The following is a 17401-nucleotide window of genomic DNA, read 5'->3' as shown; positions in this document are numbered from 1 at the left end:
GCCGAACACGGCGATAAGGGTCAATACGAGCATGCCAAGGGTTGAGGTTTCCACGGTGATTTCCTACGTGATGGGGTAGGCGTTCACCGTAGAGGCCTGGCGAAAACTGCTCAATAGACCCGACGCAAACCTTACGGCGCCGCACCGGTTGTTACGCACTCTTTACGCGCGGTGGCCACATCACCCTGGCGGCCCAGGAACACATAGACGATCACGGCCGTCAGCAAGGTGAACAGCGCCAGCCACTGCAGCAAGGTATTGAACCCGGCACTGTAGGCCGAGCGCAGTACTTCCAGCGGAATCTGGCCGGCATGCTGCAGGTCGCCCATGACCAGGTGCCGCGCGATGTCTGACACGTCGCTGGAGGCGGTGGCGAGACGCAAGTGGTGCGCCACCAACGCACTCAAGACCGCCACCGTGATCGCCAGCGCCACCCCTTCACTGGCCACCCGGGTGGTGTTGAAAATACCGGCTGCCATCCCGGCTCTCTCCTTGGGCACCACGCTGAGCGCCAGGCCATCCATCAAGCCCCACGGGATGGCCGCGCCGGCCCCAACCAACAACATGGCGGCGAGAGTCTGCCAGTGCGCGGCACCCGTCAGCGCACTCAGCCAGTACAGGCCGCTCGCCGCCATTACAAAACCGAGTGTGCAAAGCCGCCCGGCCGACCACCAGCGCGTCAGGGTTGCGGCAAGCATCGGCACCACCAGCATCGGCGCGGACAGCGCGAGCATGGTGAGCCCCGCGTCAAACGCGCTGGCGCCTTCGACGCCGATCAGGCGGATCGGCAGCAACACGATCAACACGATGTAGCAGTAGCAGGTGCCAATGGGCAGTATCTGCACGCCGACAAAGCGCGGGAACCGAAACAGCTGCAACTCGAGCATGGGCTGCTTGGCGCGTGTCTCCACCCAGATAAACAGCCCGCCCAGCAGCGCGGACACGCCCAGCAACGCCAGGGTCAGCGGCGCATCCCAGCCGTGCTCCGGGGCCAGGATCACTGCGCTGGTAAAGGCCACCAGCAAGGCGGAGAACGTCAGCACGCCGGGGGTGTCCAGGCGCTGTGCGTTGGCGTTGCGGCTTTCGCGCAGGGTCGGCCAGGCGAACCCCAGCGAAACGATTGCCAGCAGCGCCGTGAACAGAAAAATCCCGCGCCAGCCCAGCCATTCGATCAGCAGCCCCGACAACAGCGGGCCGAACGCCAGGCCAACGCCGAACGTAGTGCCCAGCAGGCTGAACGCACGGGTGCGCGCATGCCCTTCAAACTCTTGGGCCAGCGCCGCGGTACCGCCGGCCAACGCAGCGGCAGCGGCCACGCCTTGCACCGCGCGCTGCAGGTCCAGCCAGAGCATATCGGGCGCCCCCGCCAGCAGCAGCGAGGCAAGCGCAAACAACCCTATGCCGCCGATGAACAGGCGCTTGCGCCCGTACAGGTCGGCCAGGCTGCCGGCCGCCATCAACAGGCTGCCGAAACTGAGCATGAAGGCATTCGTGATCCAGGCCAGTTGCGTGGGGCTGGCCGCGAAGGCCTGGCCAATAAACGGCGTGGCGACGGCGCCACCGGTGAAGCTCATGGGCAGCACCAGGGCCGCCAGGCAAATGGCGGCGAGGATAATCTTCGCCGACCGGGTAGGCGTGTTCATGGGGGGCAGTCCTCGAAAGTGGTTAAATAACTCTATTGAGGATGCAATCGCAGATAAACAGGCTTACATTCCACTGATAATGAACCCATAGGATCTAATGCCAGGATGGACAGCCTCAGTGGCGAAATCGCCTTCGTAAAAACCGCCGAAGCGCTCAGCTTTGTGGCCGCGGCCCGTGCGTTGGGGATTTCCGCATCGGCGGTGGGCAAGAACGTCGCCAAGCTGGAAGCCTCGCTGAATGTGCGCTTGTTGCAGCGCAGCACGCGCAAAGTCAGCCTGACCGCCGAAGGGCAATTGTTTTACGAGCGTTGCCGCAAAATCCTCGATGACCTGCAAGACGCGCGCGCGATGCTCAGCGATGCCGTGCAAGCACCCCGGGGCAAGTTGCGGGTGAGCCTGCCCACCATCGGCTATCGCTTCCTCATGCCGCACATGGCGATGTTCAGAAACGCCTACCCGCAGATTGAGCTGGAGCTGGATTTCAATGACCTGCTGGTGGACGTGATCGAGGAAGGCTTCGATGTGGTGATTCGCAGCGGCAGCCTGGCCGATTCGACATTGATGTCGCGCAGGCTCGGGCCTTTCCGATTCGTGCTGTGCGCCTCGCCGGGTTACTTTCAGCGCAAGGGCAAGCCCCGGGCGGTGCATGAGCTGGAGCAACACGAGTGCCTGCGTTATCGCTTCGCGACCACCGGTAAAATCATGGACTGGACCTTGTCCTCCAACCCTGCGTTTACCCAGTTGCGTCTGCCCACCGCGATGACCTTGAACAACATGGAAGCCATGCTCACGGCCGCGACCGATGGGCATGGCATTGCCTTTGTACCGGACTTCCTGGCCCGCCAGGCCTTGGCCGAAGGGCGCCTTGACAGCGTGCTGGACGAGGCCTGCAGCGAGCAGGGCCAGTTTTGGGCGTTGTGGCCGTCCAGCCGGCACCTGTCACCGAAAATCCGCGTGTTCGTGGACTTTGTCGCGCAGCATCTGTTTCCCGCGTCCGTCACCCAAGGCTAAGGCGCGTTGCGGCTGTGGCGGTAATCGCTGACCGCTTCGTACACCGCTTTGCGCAGGCGGTTGATGCCGCCAATGGGCCGATGCGCCGCGACGCCGAACCAGGGGTTGAACGACTGGTTGTCGCACGCCAGGTTCTGTTCAGGCGTATCAAAATCCTGCGCCGGCACCCGTACCCTGGCCACCGTTTCAAACGGCGCATCGTGCTCCTTCCATTCGATGCTGGTGTCTTCGATCGGCATGAATTTCTGCGGGTTCTGCCGTTGGATCTGCAACACGAAGCACGCCGGCACACGGTCGGTGGAGAGTTGCTGGCTCAAGGCGCTGCGCAGGAAATTCGGCAGGTCCTGATTCTGCGTGGGCAGTGCATATTCCGGGCAGCTTTGCGGGTCGGGCGCAACACGGAACTTGGCGTTGGCCGCGCCGAACTTGTAGGGCGATACCGAAAAGTAAGTGGTTTGCGTCGGGCTGGCCGGCGCGGGTGCCAGGGTCGCCAGGGCGATAGACAAGTGGCGTATCTGCCAGGTGCGCGGGTCGACCTTGGGGAAGAACGCCAGGACCTTCTTGCCGTCCGCTTGCGCGCCGATGTTCTGCGCGTATTCCGCCACATCGCTGACAAAGAAGTTCGGGTGGCTGAACATCACTAAGTCCTGTTCCGTGCGGCTTTGCTGGTCGGCCAGTAGCTGTTTGCCCGGTACATCGAGCAGCTTGAGCGCCATGCCCCGTGCATCGCGGATGCTGTCGAACTGCGGGTAGGCGTTGCCGTTGGACAGCCGCATCATGGCTTGCCAGGTCTTGCCCGGCTCGGCGAATACGCCCTGGCGCAAGGCCGGGTCAAGGTCCGGCAGCACACTGACTTGGGCCTTCACGCAGCCATGGGCCTTGGCGTGTGCATCACGCAGGTAGCGCGTGCCTTCACGGTCCTGGTCGACGATGCGCACCGCCGTCTGGATGATGCCTTGGGTCATCGCCGCTTCACCCGCCGGGATCTGCTCATCGGCGGACACCGGGCCGCTGTGCTGCCAGGCGTACCAGGCGGTTGCGGCCAGCCAGCCGAGCAGCCCCAGGCCGACCAGCCACAGCAGGGTTTTGCCGAGAAACGCGCCGAGGCGCAGCCAGAGGCGGGCGAGCAGGGAGCGTTGGTTGTTTTCGGATCGGATAATCATGGCAATTGTTGCTCCAGTGGGCCGCCCAGCACTTTCAGGTATTCCAGCAGCGCCCAACGTTCCTGCGGTAGCAGGCCACGGCCGATGACGCCGTTGCCCCGTTGGCCAGCGCGGAATTCATGACCGCTGTTGTGGTTGCCGGTAATTTTGGTATCGAACAGGAAGGCATTCTTGAACGCGCCGGTTTCAAACCCGAGGTGGCGCGGGTCATAGGCGAAGGTGCCTTTATAGAAGGTGGTGCTGCGCTCGTCCTGGGGCGAAAGCAGTTGGTAGATCGTCGGCACCGAACCGTTATGCAGGAAAGGCGGGGTGGCCCACACGCCCGCCAGCGGACGCGCCTTGTAGGCGCGCAACTCGCGCACGCCAATGGGCAGGCCGTAGCCGTCCATGCGCGGGCGTTCCGCCGGGGTAACGCCGGCGGCGCGGTAGGCGTGGTCTTCGACGAAGGCCGTGACGTAGGCCAGGCCCTTGGCCACCGAGATGTTTTTCAGATCCAGCGGCTCGGTCGGCGTGGGGTGCAGTTCGACGTTGAGCTTGGCCAGTTCCGCCGGGTCCCATCGCAGGGCGCTGAGGTCGTAGCGCTGGTCGGCAATGTTATTGGCAGTGCCGGGGTCGGTGCCGATGTAGTCCACTGCAAGCATCTTGAGGTGCTGCACCGGGCGGCCACCTTCCTGGGAAACGGTGGGCACGTGACAGCCGGCGCAGTTCTCGGCGAACAACGCGCGGCCTTGGGCGGCGAGAGGCTTGTCGACGGCGCCGAACAGGTCTTGGGGCCAGGTCGGTGGCTTGAGGCGTTGCAGGGTTTCTTCGATCAGGTTGAGGTCGCGCACCCGCACGCTCGACGGGTAGCGCGCAGCGCCCTGGAGCGGCTGGCCGGCGCTGTCGAAAAAGCTCAAAGTGGCGCCTACGCCGAGGGCTTCGCCGATATTGCGCGCCATCGGTTGTTGGGCCGAGCCATTCCATTGCACCCAGTCAAACGTCCAGATATCCCACAGCTGCGGGTAGTCCACCGGAGCATTGCCCACGCGATAGTTGTCCGGTGAAATCGCGTCGCCGAAGCTGGCATTGGCAATACGGCCGAACGCGTCGGTGCGGCCCGGGCCTTCCTGGGTCGGGTAGAGGCCGCGATGGGTGTCGTTCCAGGCGACTTTAAGGAATGCGTTCAGCGATTGCTTGAAGTCCAGGCGCAATTGGCCGTGCTCGGCAGCGTATCGGTCCCCGAGCACCGTGCGCGCGAAGCGCTCAAATTTCCACGGGTTGTAATAGGTGGCGGCGAGGCTGGCGACCAGGGCTTGGCCGAAACTGCCACCGCGCACGGTCGGTACGCTGGAGGGCAGCACATGCTGTGCGGAGCCGCCGTCGATACGCAGGGCCTGGCCTTTATAGTGCAGCTCGCCGGTATGGCAGGCGGCGCAGGTGATATCCAGGTATTGGACCGAGCTGCCGGCGTTTGTGTGCCGGGTGAAACCGACGGGCAAGTTGCCGGGGTTTTGCGTGGTGGGTACTTGCTTTGGGTCGATCAGAAAACCAAAGCGCGCCAGGTACTCAGGGGCTGCGAAGCGCTGCTCGGAGAACGGCAGTTCCAGGGCGGTGAACCAGTCGTAATGCAGACCCTTCACTTGGGTGCCCTGGGGCGTGAAGTAGTAGGTCTGGCGGTCGGCGGCACTCCATTGGTCCTGGTAGTGCACCTGCTGCACGGGCACGTAGGCCGGGAGTTTGGGGTTGACGGTGTAGTAGAGCAGCACCGCCAGCGTCAGGCCGAAAATGACGAATATCGTCACTAAAACACGGGAAAAAATGCGCAAGATAACTATCCTTGTCGAGTTGTGGCGTTTTTATGCCATTGAGCTGCAGGTGTGGCAAGTAGCCAGCAGTCTGCATGCATAGGGCCCACGATCCATCGCGGGCCTCCATAATGAATGAAAATGCGTTTAAACACGTGAACTTATCGGAAGTTTCCTGCTCACATGCCGGTAGCCATTGGTCGTGGCCGCCTGATAAGCTCGCGACTTTATTCGAATGCCCTTTTGGCGCATGAACAAGGAAATAGCATGAAACAGCATCGGTTGGCGGCGGCGGTGGCCCTGGTTAGCCTGGTACTTGCGGGTTGTGATTCGCAGACCAGCGTAGAGCTGAAAACCCCGGCGCAGAAAGCTTCCTACGGCATCGGCCTGAACATGGGCAAAAGCCTTGCTCAAGAAGGCATGGATGACCTGGATTCCAAAGCAGTAGCCCAGGGCATCGAAGATGCCGTCGGCAAAAAAGAGCAGAAGCTCAAAGACGACGAACTGGTTGAAGCGTTTGCCGCACTGCAGAAGCGTGCTGAAGAACGTATGACCAAGATGAGCGAAGAGTCGGCATCCGCCGGCAAGAAATTCCTCGAAGACAACGCCAAGAAAGACGGCGTCGTCACCACTGCTTCCGGTCTGCAGTACAAGATCACCAAGAAAGCCGATGGTCCTCAGCCTAAGCCGACCGACGTGGTCACTGTGCACTACACCGGCAAGCTCACCAACGGCACCACCTTTGACAGCTCCGTGGATCGCGGTAGCCCGATTGACCTGCCGGTCAGCGGCGTGATCCCGGGTTGGGTCGAAGGCCTGCAACTGATGCACGTCGGCGAGAAGGTCGAGCTGTATATCCCGTCCGACCTGGCTTACGGCGCACAGAGCCCGAGCCCGGCGATTCCAGCCAACTCCGTGCTGGTATTCGACCTGGAACTGCTGGCCATCAAGGACCCAGCCAAGGCTGAAGCCCCTGACGCACCTGCTGCACCTGCCGCCAAGAAGTAATCGGCGCTTGAGCACCCAACGCCCCGTCTTGACGGGGCGTTGTTGTTTCTGCGATTGGCTGGGTTCAAGTGGCAAGGGGCCTTGTTCCCTTGAGCTGTCGTGGCAGCTTATTGGAGCTTGTGCAGATCCAAACGAACGTCCGTAGCGGGCAACAGTCTGATATAAGACTCGAGCACGGGTAGCCGCACATCAACGCCAAGTCAATGAAATCTTGGGTTTTTTTAATGTGCGCAAAAAATGCCCGATCTGACTGCGAGCCTTGTAATCCGTGGCTTTCAGCCTAGAAAACAGGCTCTGTTCACAAGGTTATCCACAATTTGTGTGGATAACCTTTTCTGTCGCATGGAACTGGAGTGACGAATGAAACCACCCTTCAATTTCACCCGTTTCCTGCCCATGGCAGCACGCCTGCTGGGCCGTAGCCGCTTGCCGACCTTGTTATTTGCCGTCGCCGCCAAAGGCTCAAGCCAGGGCAACCGCCTGGGTAAACTCAAGGACGATCTCAGGTTGCTTCAGGCGCTGTGCCTGGCGTACTGGCGCGGCGAGTACCGGGCGATCAGCCCCAAGGCGCTGATTTCGGTGGTGGCGGGGCTGATGTACTTCCTCAGCCCGATTGACGCGATACCCGACTTCATCCCCATGTTCGGCATGCTCGATGACATCGCCGTGCTGGCGTGGGTCATGAAGACCCTGGACGGCGAGCTGAGCGCCTTTCGCGCCTGGCGCGAGGCCCAGCGCCCGGAAAAGCTCGCCGTGGTCGAGCGCCTGCCTGCCACGCCCGCCTTGCTGGCCAAGGAAAACCCGCAAAAAAACGCATGACACGCCTATCCCCTGCGACCTTTGTGGCTGTTAGGATTACACTCCTAAGGAAAGAGCTTACTCAGTAAGTGTTGTTATCCTACGGGGCAGTCATGGATATTCAGATAATTTCACGCAATGGCGAACCCGAATACGCGGTTTTGCCATGGGACCAGTACCAGGCGCTGCTAAAAGCTGCCGGTCAGCCACACTCCGCACCGTCTCCATCTGCTCCTGCCCAAGCCGCGCCGGCCCAGGACCTGCGTCCGCTCGCCGACCTGTGCGCGTTACGCGAAGCCAAGGGCCTGGCTATCGAAACCCTGGCGCGTACCGTGGGGATCAGCCCCTCGTACCTTGGATTGATCGAAAGTGGTGAACGCCAGCCGGATGCGGCCATCCGCCGTAGCCTGGCATGGGAATTGGGGATTACAGGGTGGAGGGATGAATCTTGAGCCTACGTATCAGCCGTCAACACTGGGATGGGTTGCTCAACGAGCTGGACCAGGCGCGCCGCCAGCGCCATCTGCTGACGTATCGCGCGCTGCTGGAGCGCCTGCAATTCCCCACGCCGGCCATGCAAACCCTGGCCGCCGCCCTGGAACACCTGGCCGCACTGGACGCCAAGGCCGAGCAGCCGTTGCGCAGCTCTCTGGTGATCAGCCAGGGCGCCAGCCGCTTGCCACGTACCGGTTTCTTTGAATGCGTAGAGCGCCTCGGGCGTTTCAGCGGGCCATCCGATGGCGTAGCTGCCGCCTCCTGGCACGCCTCGGAAGTGGTGCGGGTGTTCGAATACGAGTACCCGGAATCCGCTGAGGCCTAAAGGGCTTGGGGCAGGCTGTCCATGCAGTCGATCACATGGATGCTGTAGCCCGCCACGTCCTTGGCATGGTGCTTGGCCTGCGACGCCAGCTCCGCCAACTGGCTGGCATCGAGTTGTCCACAGGCCTGTGGATATAAATGCACCACGCCGATGGACAGCGACAGTAACGCAAACTCCTGGCGCACACCCTGGCGGTTCAACGCCACGAAACAGCCAGCCTCCAAGTGTTCGGCCCGGTAGAACCGGCGGCATTGGGTATGGAAGTCATCAAGCAACTGGTTGAGGCGTTTGCGCCAATCCTGCGGGCCCAGCACCAGTAAAAAATCGTCGCCACCAATATGCCCGACAAAGTCGCGGCTTGGGTCGACCCGGTCGTTCAGGCACTGCGCCAGGCACAGCAACACCTCATCCCCACGCCCATAGCCGTAGATATCGTTGAACGGCTTGAAGCTGTCGATATCCACGTAGCAGATCACCGATTCGCGCTGTTGCTGCAACAGCCGCGTGAGGCACTGCTGGATCGGCACATTGCCCGGCAGCAGGGTAAGCGGGTTGGCGTAGCGAGCCTGCTGGATCTTCAACTCGGTGATCAGCTTGAGTACATCGATGACCCGGCCCAGCCCCAGGTAGTCACCGTTGAGCGTGATGATGAAGTCTTCTTCGATGCGCTGCCGCGCACGGCTGGTCAACAAGCGACTGACCTGCTGCAGGGATTGGCTCAACTCCACGGCCAGAAAGTCATCGCTCATCAGGCGGCTGATAGGTTTGCGCGCGAACAAGTCGGTGGCGAACGGCTTGAGCAACGCGTCCGACAGCGAGTGCCGATGCACGATGCCGATCGGGTGGCCACGTCCATCCAGCACGGCCAGCGAATTGAGGTTGGCCTGGCGGCGGAACGACTCGAGCACTTGGGCGGTAGCCGTGTCCTGGTCCACTGCCGGTTGTTCGTTGAGCAGGGCGCTGAGGTCGCTGCCTTCTTCGCTCAGGGCGATATTGGCGTTGTCCGGCTTGGGCAGCATCAGGCGCGCTTCCTGTGGCGGGTGCTCCTGAGGCCGGCAGAGCAGGTAGCCCTGGACCAGGTCCACACCCATCTCCGTAAGCACCGCCAGCTCTTCCGGCAGCTCGATGCCTTCGGCAATCACCTGGGCGCGGGATGCCCTGGCGATCTGCAGGATCGAGCCGACGAACTCGCGCTTGAGCGCGTCCTGGTGAATGCCGTCGATAAAGTGCCGGTCGATCTTCACGTAGTCCGGGCGCAATTCCGACCACAGCCGCAGGCTGGAATAGCCGGCGCCGAGGTCATCCAATGCGATGGCAAAGCCCATGTTGCGGTAATGGTGCAGGGCGGTTTGCAGCAGGTCGAAATCGTCGGTGGGTGTCTGCTCGGTGAGTTCGATCACCACCTGGCTAGGCGGGATGCCCACATCGCGCAGCAGCTGCAAGGTGCGCCCGGGTTGGTGCGCCGTCTCCATCAGGGATTCCGGCGAGATATTGAGAAACAGCTTGCCCGGCAGCTTCTGGTCGCTGAAGCGTCGGCACGCGCTTTCGCGACAGGCCATCTCCAGTTCACTCAAACGCCCCGCATGGCTGGCCACGGAGAACAGCGCGACGGGGGAGTGCAAAGGGCTGTTGGACGGGCCCCGGCTGAGGGCTTCGTAGCCGAGGATGCGCCGTTCGGACAGGCAGATGATCGGTTGGAACAGGCTGTGCAAACTGCCTTGAGCCAGGATTGAGCCCAATGCATTCAGCTGTTCGGTCATGGTCATGGCGATCTCAGTCGAAAAAAAAGGACCGCAGGCGGTAAGCCTGCGGTCCTTCATTTCACGACAGAATGATGTCTATATGATGACACTCCGGGGAGCGATCACATTAAATCGCCATCATTTACTGCTTGGCCACCTGCTTGCTGATTTTCAGGTAGTCCAGCAGGATCCGGCCAGTCTCGGCCAGGTAGGCGTCGTCTTCCGGCTTGGTTTTTTCAGCTTCTGCCGGCAGCGCATCTTCGTCTTCTTTCTTCAGCTCCTTGAGTGGATCTTCACCCTTGGCCTTGCGGCGGATGTTCTCCAGTACCAGTTGCTTGTTCTCGATGTCGGAGTGCTGCGCACGGCGGTCCACTTCGTTGAGGCTGACGGTTTTTTCTTCCATCAGCTTCTTGGCCAGGGCCAGCTTGTCGCGGATAAACACGAACTCGGCATCCTTGGCGGAGCGTGTGTCGTGGTCAGCCTTCAACTGCGCCAGGAATGGCTTGAACGGGTCCGACGCGGGCTTGATCGCAGGGCGGATGGTGTCCCACGGCATGGCTTCCGGCAGGGCGCTTTCGCCGATTTCCTTGGTGTCGATGATCGACGGGAAATCGATGTCCGGCAACACACCCTGATGCTGGGTGCTCTGCCCGGAAACCCGGTAGAACTTGGCCAACGTCAGTTTAAGCTCGCCATGGTTCAGCGGCTGGATGGTCTGTACGGTGCCTTTGCCGAAGGTCTGGCCGCCGATGATCAGCGCGCGGTGGTAGTCCTGCATGGCACCGGCGAAAATCTCCGAAGCCGAGGCCGAGAGGCGGTTGACCAGCAACGCCATCGGGCCTTTGTAGAACGCGCCTGGGTTCTCGTCTTCGAGCACGTCGACACGGCCGTCAGCGTTGCGTACCAACACGGTCGGGCCCTTGTCGATAAACAGGCTGGTCAGCTCGGTGGCTTCCTGCAGGGAACCGCCGCCGTTGTTGCGCAGGTCGATGACCACGCCGTCGACTTTTTCCTTCTGCAGCTCGGTCAGGATTTTCTTCACGTCACGGGTGGTGGACTTGTAGTCCGGGTCGCCGGCACGGAAGGCCTTGAAGTCGAGGTAGAAGGCCGGGATTTCAATCACGCCCAGCTTGTAGTCCTTGCCATCCTGCTTGAGGTTGAGGACTTTCTTCTGTACAGCCTGGTCTTCAAGCTTCACCGCTTCACGGGTGATGGACACGATCTTGCTGGTCTGGTCGTTCGGCGCATTGGTGTGCGGAATCACTTCCAGGCGCACCACGCTGCCTTTCGGCCCACGGATCAGCTTGACCACTTCGTCCAGGCGCCAGCCGACCACATCGACCATCTCTTTGTCGGCCTGGGCCACACCGATGATCTTGTCGGCCGGAGCGACCTGCTTGGTCTTGTCTGCCGGACCTGCCGGCACCAGACGTACGATCTTGACCTGGTCATTGTCGCTTTGCAGGACGGCACCGATGCCTTCCAGCGACAGACTCATGTTGATATCGAAGTTTTCCGCGTTATCTGGCGACAGATAATTGGTGTGCGGGTCGTAGGACATCGCGAAGGTGTTGATGTAAGCCTGGAAGATATCTTCGGCGCGGGTCTGGTCCAGACGTGCCAGCTGATTCTTGTAGCGCTTGGTCAACAGCTCCTGAATCGCCTTGGGCTCTTTGCCCGCGATCTTGAGACGCAGCACTTCGTCCTTGACGCGTTTGCGCCACAGGTCGTCGAGTGCGGCGGTGCTGGTCAGCCAAGGGGCGTCCTTGCGGTCCACCAGAAGGGTTTCCTTCTGGGTGAAGTCGAGCTTGTCGACGCCTTTGTTCAACTCAGCCAGGGCGAAATCCAGACGCGCTTTGACGCGGTCCAGGTAACGCTTGTAGATGGTGAAACCAGGCTGCAGGTCGCCGCTCTTGAGGAAGTCGTCGAACTGGCTCTTCCACTTGTCGAACTCAGCGATATCGCTGGCCAGGAAGTAGCTGCGCGATGGGTCCAGCAGCTTGAGGTAGCTGTCGTAGATGATCACCGAGCGAGCGTCGTCCAGCGGCGGCTTGCTGTAGTGATGGCGCTTGAGCAACTCGACAACGTTAAGGCTGGCAATCACCTCATCGCGATCCGGCTGAAGGTTGTCCCAGCTGTTGGCTGCGAACGTATTGGTCGACATCGACGCGAAGCCGAGACCAATGAAAAGAGCGAGGGCGGTGCTGGGGAACAAATGCTTCATGCTGATTCGACGCGGGGGCAATTGATAACGCATATTAGGCCGTCTTTGAGGGAGCCGGTTCCATATGGTCCGGTCGCATAATGCAAAAAGCCCGGCGATACAGCTACGGGCTCAGTCCAGACTCACTATGGAGGCACTGTGAAAGCATTGCAAGGCGTTGACGGTCATGTGGAGTGGTTGGAAGAACCCGGCCTGACCTGCGATGTAGGCCAAGTTCGCATTCGCGTGGCGGCTGCGGGCCTCAATCGCGCCGATTTATTGCAGCGTGCGGGGCTGTATCCGCCACCGCCAGGCGCCAGCCAGGTGCTGGGCCTGGAGTGTTCCGGGGTGATCAGCGAAGTCGGCGCGGGCGCGTCATGGCAGGTCGGCGATCGTGTCTGCGCGTTGCTGGCCGGTGGCGGCATGGCCGAAGAAGTGGTGGTGGATGCGCGGCATGTGCTGGCGGTGCCGGAGGGTTTGTCACTGGTCGACGCGGCAGCATTACCTGAGGTGTACGCCACGGCGTGGCTCAATCTGTTTCAACTGGCGGGCCTCAAGCCCGGCGAAAAAGTCTTGCTGCATGCCGGCGCCAGTGGCGTGGGTTCGGCGGCGATCCAGCTGTGTAATGCGTTCGGCAGCCCTTGCTGGGTCAGCGTCGGCTCGGCGGAGCGTCTGGCTTACTGCGAAGCGTTGGGCGCCCAGGGCGGCGTGGTGCGCACCGACGGGCTCGAAGGCCTGCGGGATTTCGGGCCGTTCGATGTGATCCTCGACCCGGTGGGCGGCAACTATGCGGCGCTGGATCTCAAGCTACTGGCCCTGGATGGTCGCTGGGTGTTGATCGGCCTGATGGGCGGCCGTGAGGCACAACTGGACCTGGCCCAGGTGCTGGGCAAGCGTATTCAGTTGCTGGGCTCGACCCTGCGCAGCCGCAGCGATCAGTTCAAGGCAGACCTGTTGAGTGATCTGAGCCAGCACGTGTGGCCGCTGTTTGTTGAGGGCCGCTTGAGCCCGCAGTTGGCCAAGACCTTCCAGATCAAGGACGCCGAGGCGGCGTTTGAAACACTGGCGACGAATCAGATTTCCGGGAAGCTGGTGTTGGTGATTGACGAAAGCCTGAGCTGAAGTGGAAAGCGGTTAAAAATGTGGGAGGGGGCTTGCCCCCGATAGCTGTGTGTCAGATGAAATATTCTTCACTGAAACACCGCTATCGGGGGCAAGCCCCCTCCCACATTTGATTGCATTTCAATTCAAGTAAGTCAGATCCAGTGGTGGATTGGCCAGCCTGCCTGTTCGGCGTGGGCGCGCAACACCGGGTCCGGGTTCACCACTTGCGGGTGATCCACCTTGAGCAACAACGGCAAATCATTACGCGAGTCCGAATAGAAATACGCCCCCTCCAGGCTTTCACCTTCCTGCTCCAGCCATTCCAGCAACCGCGTGATTTTGCCTTCGCGATAAGTCAGTACACCCACGGTGCGGCCGCTGTACACGCCGTGGCTGACCTCCAGATCAATCCCCAGCACTTCATCGATGCCGATACGCGCCGCAATTGGCGTGACCAGGTGCGTGCCCGACGCGGAGATCACCAGGATGCGGTCGCCATTTGCGCGATGGCGCGCGATGGTTTTGGTGGCGTCGCTGTAGATCAGCGGCTCAATCACGTCCTCGACCCACGGCTCCACCAGGTGGTCGATTTCTTCCGGGGTGCGGCCGATCATCGGCTCCAGGCTGAAGTCCATGAAGTCTTCCATGGCCAGCTTGCCTTGGCTGTAGGCGTCCATCAGCTCGTCGTTACGGCGCATGAACGACTCGCGGTCGACCCAGCCCAGACGGCCCATCTGCTCGCTCCACAGGGTGGCGCAGTCGCCATGGATCAGGGTGTCGTCCAGATCAAAAATTACCAATGCCATCCGTTACGCTCTCTCATCAAATCGTTGCATCAGGCTACTTCACACAACGCACTGGGGTCGATGGAAAGTGCCAGGCGCTGGCCGTCGGGGTGCAGATCGTCCGCCGAGCGGTTGAGCACGTCCACCACCAATTCCACGCCACGGGCCTCGATGCGATAACGAATCACGTTGCCCAGCAGGCTATGGCTGCGCACTAGGGCGTCAAGCTCGCCGCTGCGGCTCAACTCGATGGCCTCCGGGCGAATCGCAATGCGCCCGCTGATCGGCCGTTGCAGCAGTTGGCTGGCCTTGTCCGCATCCAGCAGGTTGTAGTTGCCGATAAACCCGGCGGCAAATACGTCGACCGGCGCGGTGTACAGGGTTTCGGCGTCGCCGCTCTGCACGATCTTGCCCTGGTTCATCAGGAAAATGCGGTCCGACATGGTCAGCGCTTCTTCCTGATCATGGGTCACGAAAATCGTGGTCAGCCCCAACTCGCGCTGGATCTGACGGATCTGTTCGCGCAGGTGCTTGCGAATCCGTGCATCCAGCGCCGACAGCGGTTCGTCCAGCAGCAACAGGCGTGGGCGGGTCACCAGGGAGCGGGCGAGGGCCACGCGCTGGCACTGGCCGCCGGACATCTGGTGCGGGTAGCGCGCGGCCAGGTCCTTGAGTTCCACCAGTTGCAGAACTTCCTGCACGCGCTTGTGGCTGTCGTCTGCGTTGACCTTCTGCATGCGCAGGCCGAAGGCGACGTTCTGCTCCACGGTCATGTTGGGGAACAGCGCATAGCTCTGGAACACCATGCCGATGTGCCGCTTCTGTGGGCTCAGCGGAACGATGTCCTGCCCATCCAGCAGAATTTTCCCACTGTCTACCGAGGTCAGGCCGGCGATGCAGCGCAGCAAGGTGGACTTGCCGCACCCGGACGGGCCGAGCAGGGTGACGAACTCGCCCTTGGCGATTTCGCAGTTGATATCACTGAACACCGGCGTGCCGGAGTAGCCCTTTTGCAGGTGTTGGACGCTGACGAAGCTCATTGGCTTTTGTCCTTGTTCAAGATATTGGCGGCCCAGGTCAGCACCAGCACAAAGAAGAAATAGGAGATCACGACGGCACTGGTGAAGTGGCCGCTGCTGTTGCGCATATTGTTGAGGTACACCTGCAGCGTCTCGTAGCGGGTGCCCACCAGGATGTTGGCGAACACGAACTCACCGAACAGGAACGAGAACGACAGCAGCAGCGCCACCATCAGGCCTTTGCGCAGGTTGGGCAGCACCACGAAGATCGCTGCTTGCCAGGTACTGGCGCCGAGCAGTTGCGAGGCGTCCATCAGGTCACGCAGGTTGATGGCCTGCAGGTTGTTGGTGATCGCCCGGTACATGAACGGCAGGGCCACGGTGAAATAGCAGCCGATCAGAATCCACGGCGTGCCCACCATCGCCAGCGGCCCGGAACCGTAGAGTTGCAGCAGGCCCACTGACGACACCACCGGCGGCACCGCGAAGGGCAGCAGGATCAGGATGTTCATCAGCGCATCGAGTTTGGGGAAGTGGTAATGCACCACGAACAGCAGCGGCAGAATCAACACCACCGAGAGAATCAGCGCACCCACGCACACCAGCAGCGACTGGCCGAACGCGGCCAGAAAGCGTGGGTCGCTCCACAGCTGCACGTACCATTTCACGGTAAAGCCGGACGGCAGGATAGTCGCCGACCAACTGCTGGCAATCGAGTAAACGAACGTGCCCAGCAGCGGCAACACCAGGATCAGAAACAACAGGTACACCACCACGCGGTGGTAGACGGAGGCCGGGCCGGCTTCAGCGCGAGACATGGTAGCTCCTCTTGAGCAGCAGTTGATGGACCACGGTGACCACGGTCATCAGCGCCACCAGCACCACGGCCAGGGCGCTGGCCATGTTCGGGTCCAGCGATACATCGCCGGACACCAGCCCCGCGATACGGATCGGCAATACGTTGAAGTTGCCCGTGGTCAACGCATACACCGTGGCATACGCGCCTAGGGCATTGGCCAGCAGGATCACGAAGGTGCCGAGCAGGGCCGGCGTGAGCACCGGCAGGCCGATGTGCCGCCAGAATTGCCAGCCGTTTGCCCCGAGCAGCGACGCCGATTCGCGCCAGTCTTCGCGCAGCGCATCAAATGCCGGGTAAAGCAGCAGTACGCCGAGGGGAATCTGAAAGTAGGTGTAAAGGATGATCAGGCCAGTCTTGGAGTACAGGTTGAAGTCCTGAATGATCCCCGCTTGCTTGAGCATGATGGTGATGCTGCCGTTGAACCCCAGCAGAATGATGAACGCGAAGGCCAGGGGCACACCGGCAAAGTTGCTGGTCATGTTGGCGAAGGCGGTGACGAAGTTGCGCAGCGGTGAATCCACCCGGCGCAGCGAGTAGCTGCCCAGCGTGGCGATGATGATCCCGAAAACGCTTGAGTAGAAGCTGATCTCCAGGCTGAACTGGATCGCCTGCAAGTAGAACTTCGAGCTGAAGATACGCGTGAAGTTGTCCACGCCCCAGCCGGACTCTTCGGTTTGCAGGCTGTTGATCAGCACCCACACCAGCGGGGCGATTTCGAACACGATGAAGAACAGTGCGAAGGGCACCAGGCACAGCAGGGCCAGCCATTTGCCGCGGGTCATGGCATTCACTTGAGCAACTCCCGGCACACAGGTTTGTCGTGGGGCACGCCCAACAGTTCGCAGACGGTGCCGCACAGGTCGGTCTGTTTCGGGGCGGCGTCGGGGTTGAGGCTGAAGGCTTCGCCGAGGACGAACAGCGGAACTTCACGTTCCTCCGGCAGCAGGCCGTTGTGGGAGCGGTCGTTGTTCATGCCGTGGTCGGCGGTCACCAGCACCTGGTATCCGGACTCGAGCCAGGCTTGCAGGTAATCGGCCAGGATGATGTCGGCCGAGCGTGCGCTGTTGCGGTATTGCGGGGTGTCGAGGCCGTGCTTGTGGCCGGCGTCGTCGATATTCATCGGGTGCACTACCAGCAAGTTCGGCGCGTGTTTGAGCCGCAGGCTTTCGGCGTCGGCAAACAGGTGTGAATCCGGGTAATGGTCATTCCAGTAGAAATGCCCGTGCTGGATCGCCAGCGCCGTGTCATCGGTATGCCGGTCGCGAGCGGCGAGAAAGGGCGTGCGGTTATACAACTCGCTGACCCAGTGATACGCCGCCGCTGCCGTGGTAAGGCCGGCGTCGGTGGCGTAATGGAAAATACTGCGCTGGTTGGACAGGCGCGAAACGTTGTTGTGCACGATGCCGCTCTGGATCGGTGGCACGCCGGTGAGGATGCATTCATACAGCGGGCGGGACAGGGC

Annotated in this window: 16 protein-coding genes; 6 read left to right on the top strand and 10 right to left on the bottom strand. The window is 61.4% G+C overall.

Going from position 1 to position 17401, the window contains the following annotated elements:
• Positions 1–131: 131 nt before the first annotated feature.
• Positions 132–1643, bottom strand: a complete 1512-nt coding sequence (locus tag GIW02_RS16405) for an MFS transporter (RefSeq protein WP_236412604.1) — start codon at positions 1641–1643, stop codon at positions 132–134.
• Between the two features lie 105 nt (positions 1644–1748).
• Here GIW02_RS16405 and GIW02_RS16400 point away from each other — a divergent pair, with 105 nt between their 5' ends.
• Positions 1749–2654, top strand: a complete 906-nt coding sequence (locus GIW02_RS16400) for a LysR family transcriptional regulator (protein ID WP_236412603.1) — start codon at positions 1749–1751, stop codon at positions 2652–2654.
• On the opposite strand, the gene GIW02_RS16395 is transcribed toward GIW02_RS16400, so the two are convergent.
• Positions 2651–3817, bottom strand: a complete 1167-nt coding sequence (locus tag GIW02_RS16395) for a catalase family protein (protein ID WP_236412601.1) — start codon at positions 3815–3817, stop codon at positions 2651–2653. The genes GIW02_RS16400 and GIW02_RS16395 overlap by 4 nt on opposite strands.
• Positions 3814–5622, bottom strand: a complete 1809-nt coding sequence (locus GIW02_RS16390) for a di-heme-cytochrome C peroxidase (RefSeq protein WP_236412599.1) — start codon at positions 5620–5622, stop codon at positions 3814–3816. Before GIW02_RS16390 ends, GIW02_RS16395 begins: the two co-directional genes overlap by 4 nt.
• Before the next feature lie 246 nt (positions 5623–5868).
• Here GIW02_RS16390 and GIW02_RS16385 point away from each other — a divergent pair, with 246 nt between their 5' ends.
• The 4 genes from GIW02_RS16385 (at position 5869) to GIW02_RS16370 (ending at position 8227) form a co-directional block, all read left to right on the top strand.
• On the top strand, positions 5869–6609 hold the full coding sequence (locus GIW02_RS16385; protein WP_236412597.1) for an FKBP-type peptidyl-prolyl cis-trans isomerase: 741 nt from the start codon (positions 5869–5871) through the stop codon (positions 6607–6609).
• Between the two features lie 360 nt (positions 6610–6969).
• Positions 6970–7428 (top strand): YkvA family protein, encoded by a 459-nt coding sequence (locus GIW02_RS16380; protein WP_236412595.1) that lies wholly within the window; start codon positions 6970–6972, stop codon positions 7426–7428.
• Positions 7429–7520: 92 nt separating this feature from the next.
• Positions 7521–7859 carry a helix-turn-helix domain-containing protein gene (locus tag GIW02_RS16375; protein WP_236412593.1) on the top strand — a complete coding sequence of 113 codons (339 nt, stop codon included), beginning with the start codon at positions 7521–7523 and terminating at the stop codon, positions 7857–7859.
• Positions 7856–8227: a hypothetical protein gene (locus tag GIW02_RS16370; RefSeq protein WP_005786715.1), complete on the top strand. Its 372-nt coding sequence runs from the start codon at positions 7856–7858 to the stop codon at positions 8225–8227. The genes GIW02_RS16375 and GIW02_RS16370 overlap by 4 nt, the downstream gene beginning before the upstream one ends.
• Here the strand turns inward: GIW02_RS16370 and GIW02_RS16365 are convergent.
• The gene (locus GIW02_RS16365) at positions 8224–9993 is read right to left on the bottom strand and encodes a bifunctional diguanylate cyclase/phosphodiesterase (protein WP_236412583.1); all 1770 of its coding nucleotides are present in this window, start codon (positions 9991–9993) and stop codon (positions 8224–8226) included. The genes GIW02_RS16370 and GIW02_RS16365 overlap by 4 nt on opposite strands.
• A gap of 118 nt (positions 9994–10111) precedes the next feature.
• Positions 10112–12193, bottom strand: coding sequence for a carboxy terminal-processing peptidase (locus GIW02_RS16360; RefSeq protein ID WP_236412581.1), 2082 nt, complete (start codon positions 12191–12193; stop codon positions 10112–10114).
• Between the two features lie 138 nt (positions 12194–12331).
• Between GIW02_RS16360 and GIW02_RS16355 the strand changes: the two genes are divergently transcribed.
• Positions 12332–13294, top strand: coding sequence for a zinc-binding dehydrogenase (locus GIW02_RS16355; protein ID WP_236412579.1), 963 nt, complete (start codon positions 12332–12334; stop codon positions 13292–13294).
• A 134-nt stretch (positions 13295–13428) separates the two neighbouring features.
• Here the strand turns inward: GIW02_RS16355 and GIW02_RS16350 are convergent, their stop codons facing one another.
• The 5 genes from GIW02_RS16350 to GIW02_RS16330 form a co-directional block, all read right to left on the bottom strand.
• Complete coding sequence (locus tag GIW02_RS16350; protein WP_236412577.1) at positions 13429–14082, bottom strand: HAD family hydrolase; 654 nt, start codon at positions 14080–14082, stop codon at positions 13429–13431.
• 29 nt (positions 14083–14111) lie between these two features.
• The gene (locus tag GIW02_RS16345; protein WP_236412567.1) at positions 14112–15101 is read right to left on the bottom strand and encodes an ABC transporter ATP-binding protein; all 990 of its coding nucleotides are present in this window, start codon (positions 15099–15101) and stop codon (positions 14112–14114) included.
• Complete coding sequence (locus GIW02_RS16340; protein ID WP_236412565.1) at positions 15098–15898, bottom strand: ABC transporter permease; 801 nt, start codon at positions 15896–15898, stop codon at positions 15098–15100. Before GIW02_RS16340 ends, GIW02_RS16345 begins: the two co-directional genes overlap by 4 nt.
• Positions 15885–16721, bottom strand: a complete 837-nt coding sequence (locus tag GIW02_RS16335) for an ABC transporter permease (RefSeq protein WP_236412648.1) — start codon at positions 16719–16721, stop codon at positions 15885–15887. The genes GIW02_RS16340 and GIW02_RS16335 overlap by 14 nt, the downstream gene beginning before the upstream one ends.
• A gap of 5 nt (positions 16722–16726) precedes the next feature.
• On the bottom strand, positions 16727–17401 hold a 675-nt coding region (locus GIW02_RS16330; protein ID WP_236421945.1), incomplete at its 5' end, for an alkaline phosphatase family protein.

It is taken from the genome of Pseudomonas syringae, assembly GCF_021606685.1.
GTDB classification, from domain to species: domain Bacteria; phylum Pseudomonadota; class Gammaproteobacteria; order Pseudomonadales; family Pseudomonadaceae; genus Aquipseudomonas; species Aquipseudomonas syringae_R.
The sequence above is the reverse complement of the archived record's forward strand: the minus strand, read 5'-3'. Positions and strand labels throughout refer to the sequence as shown.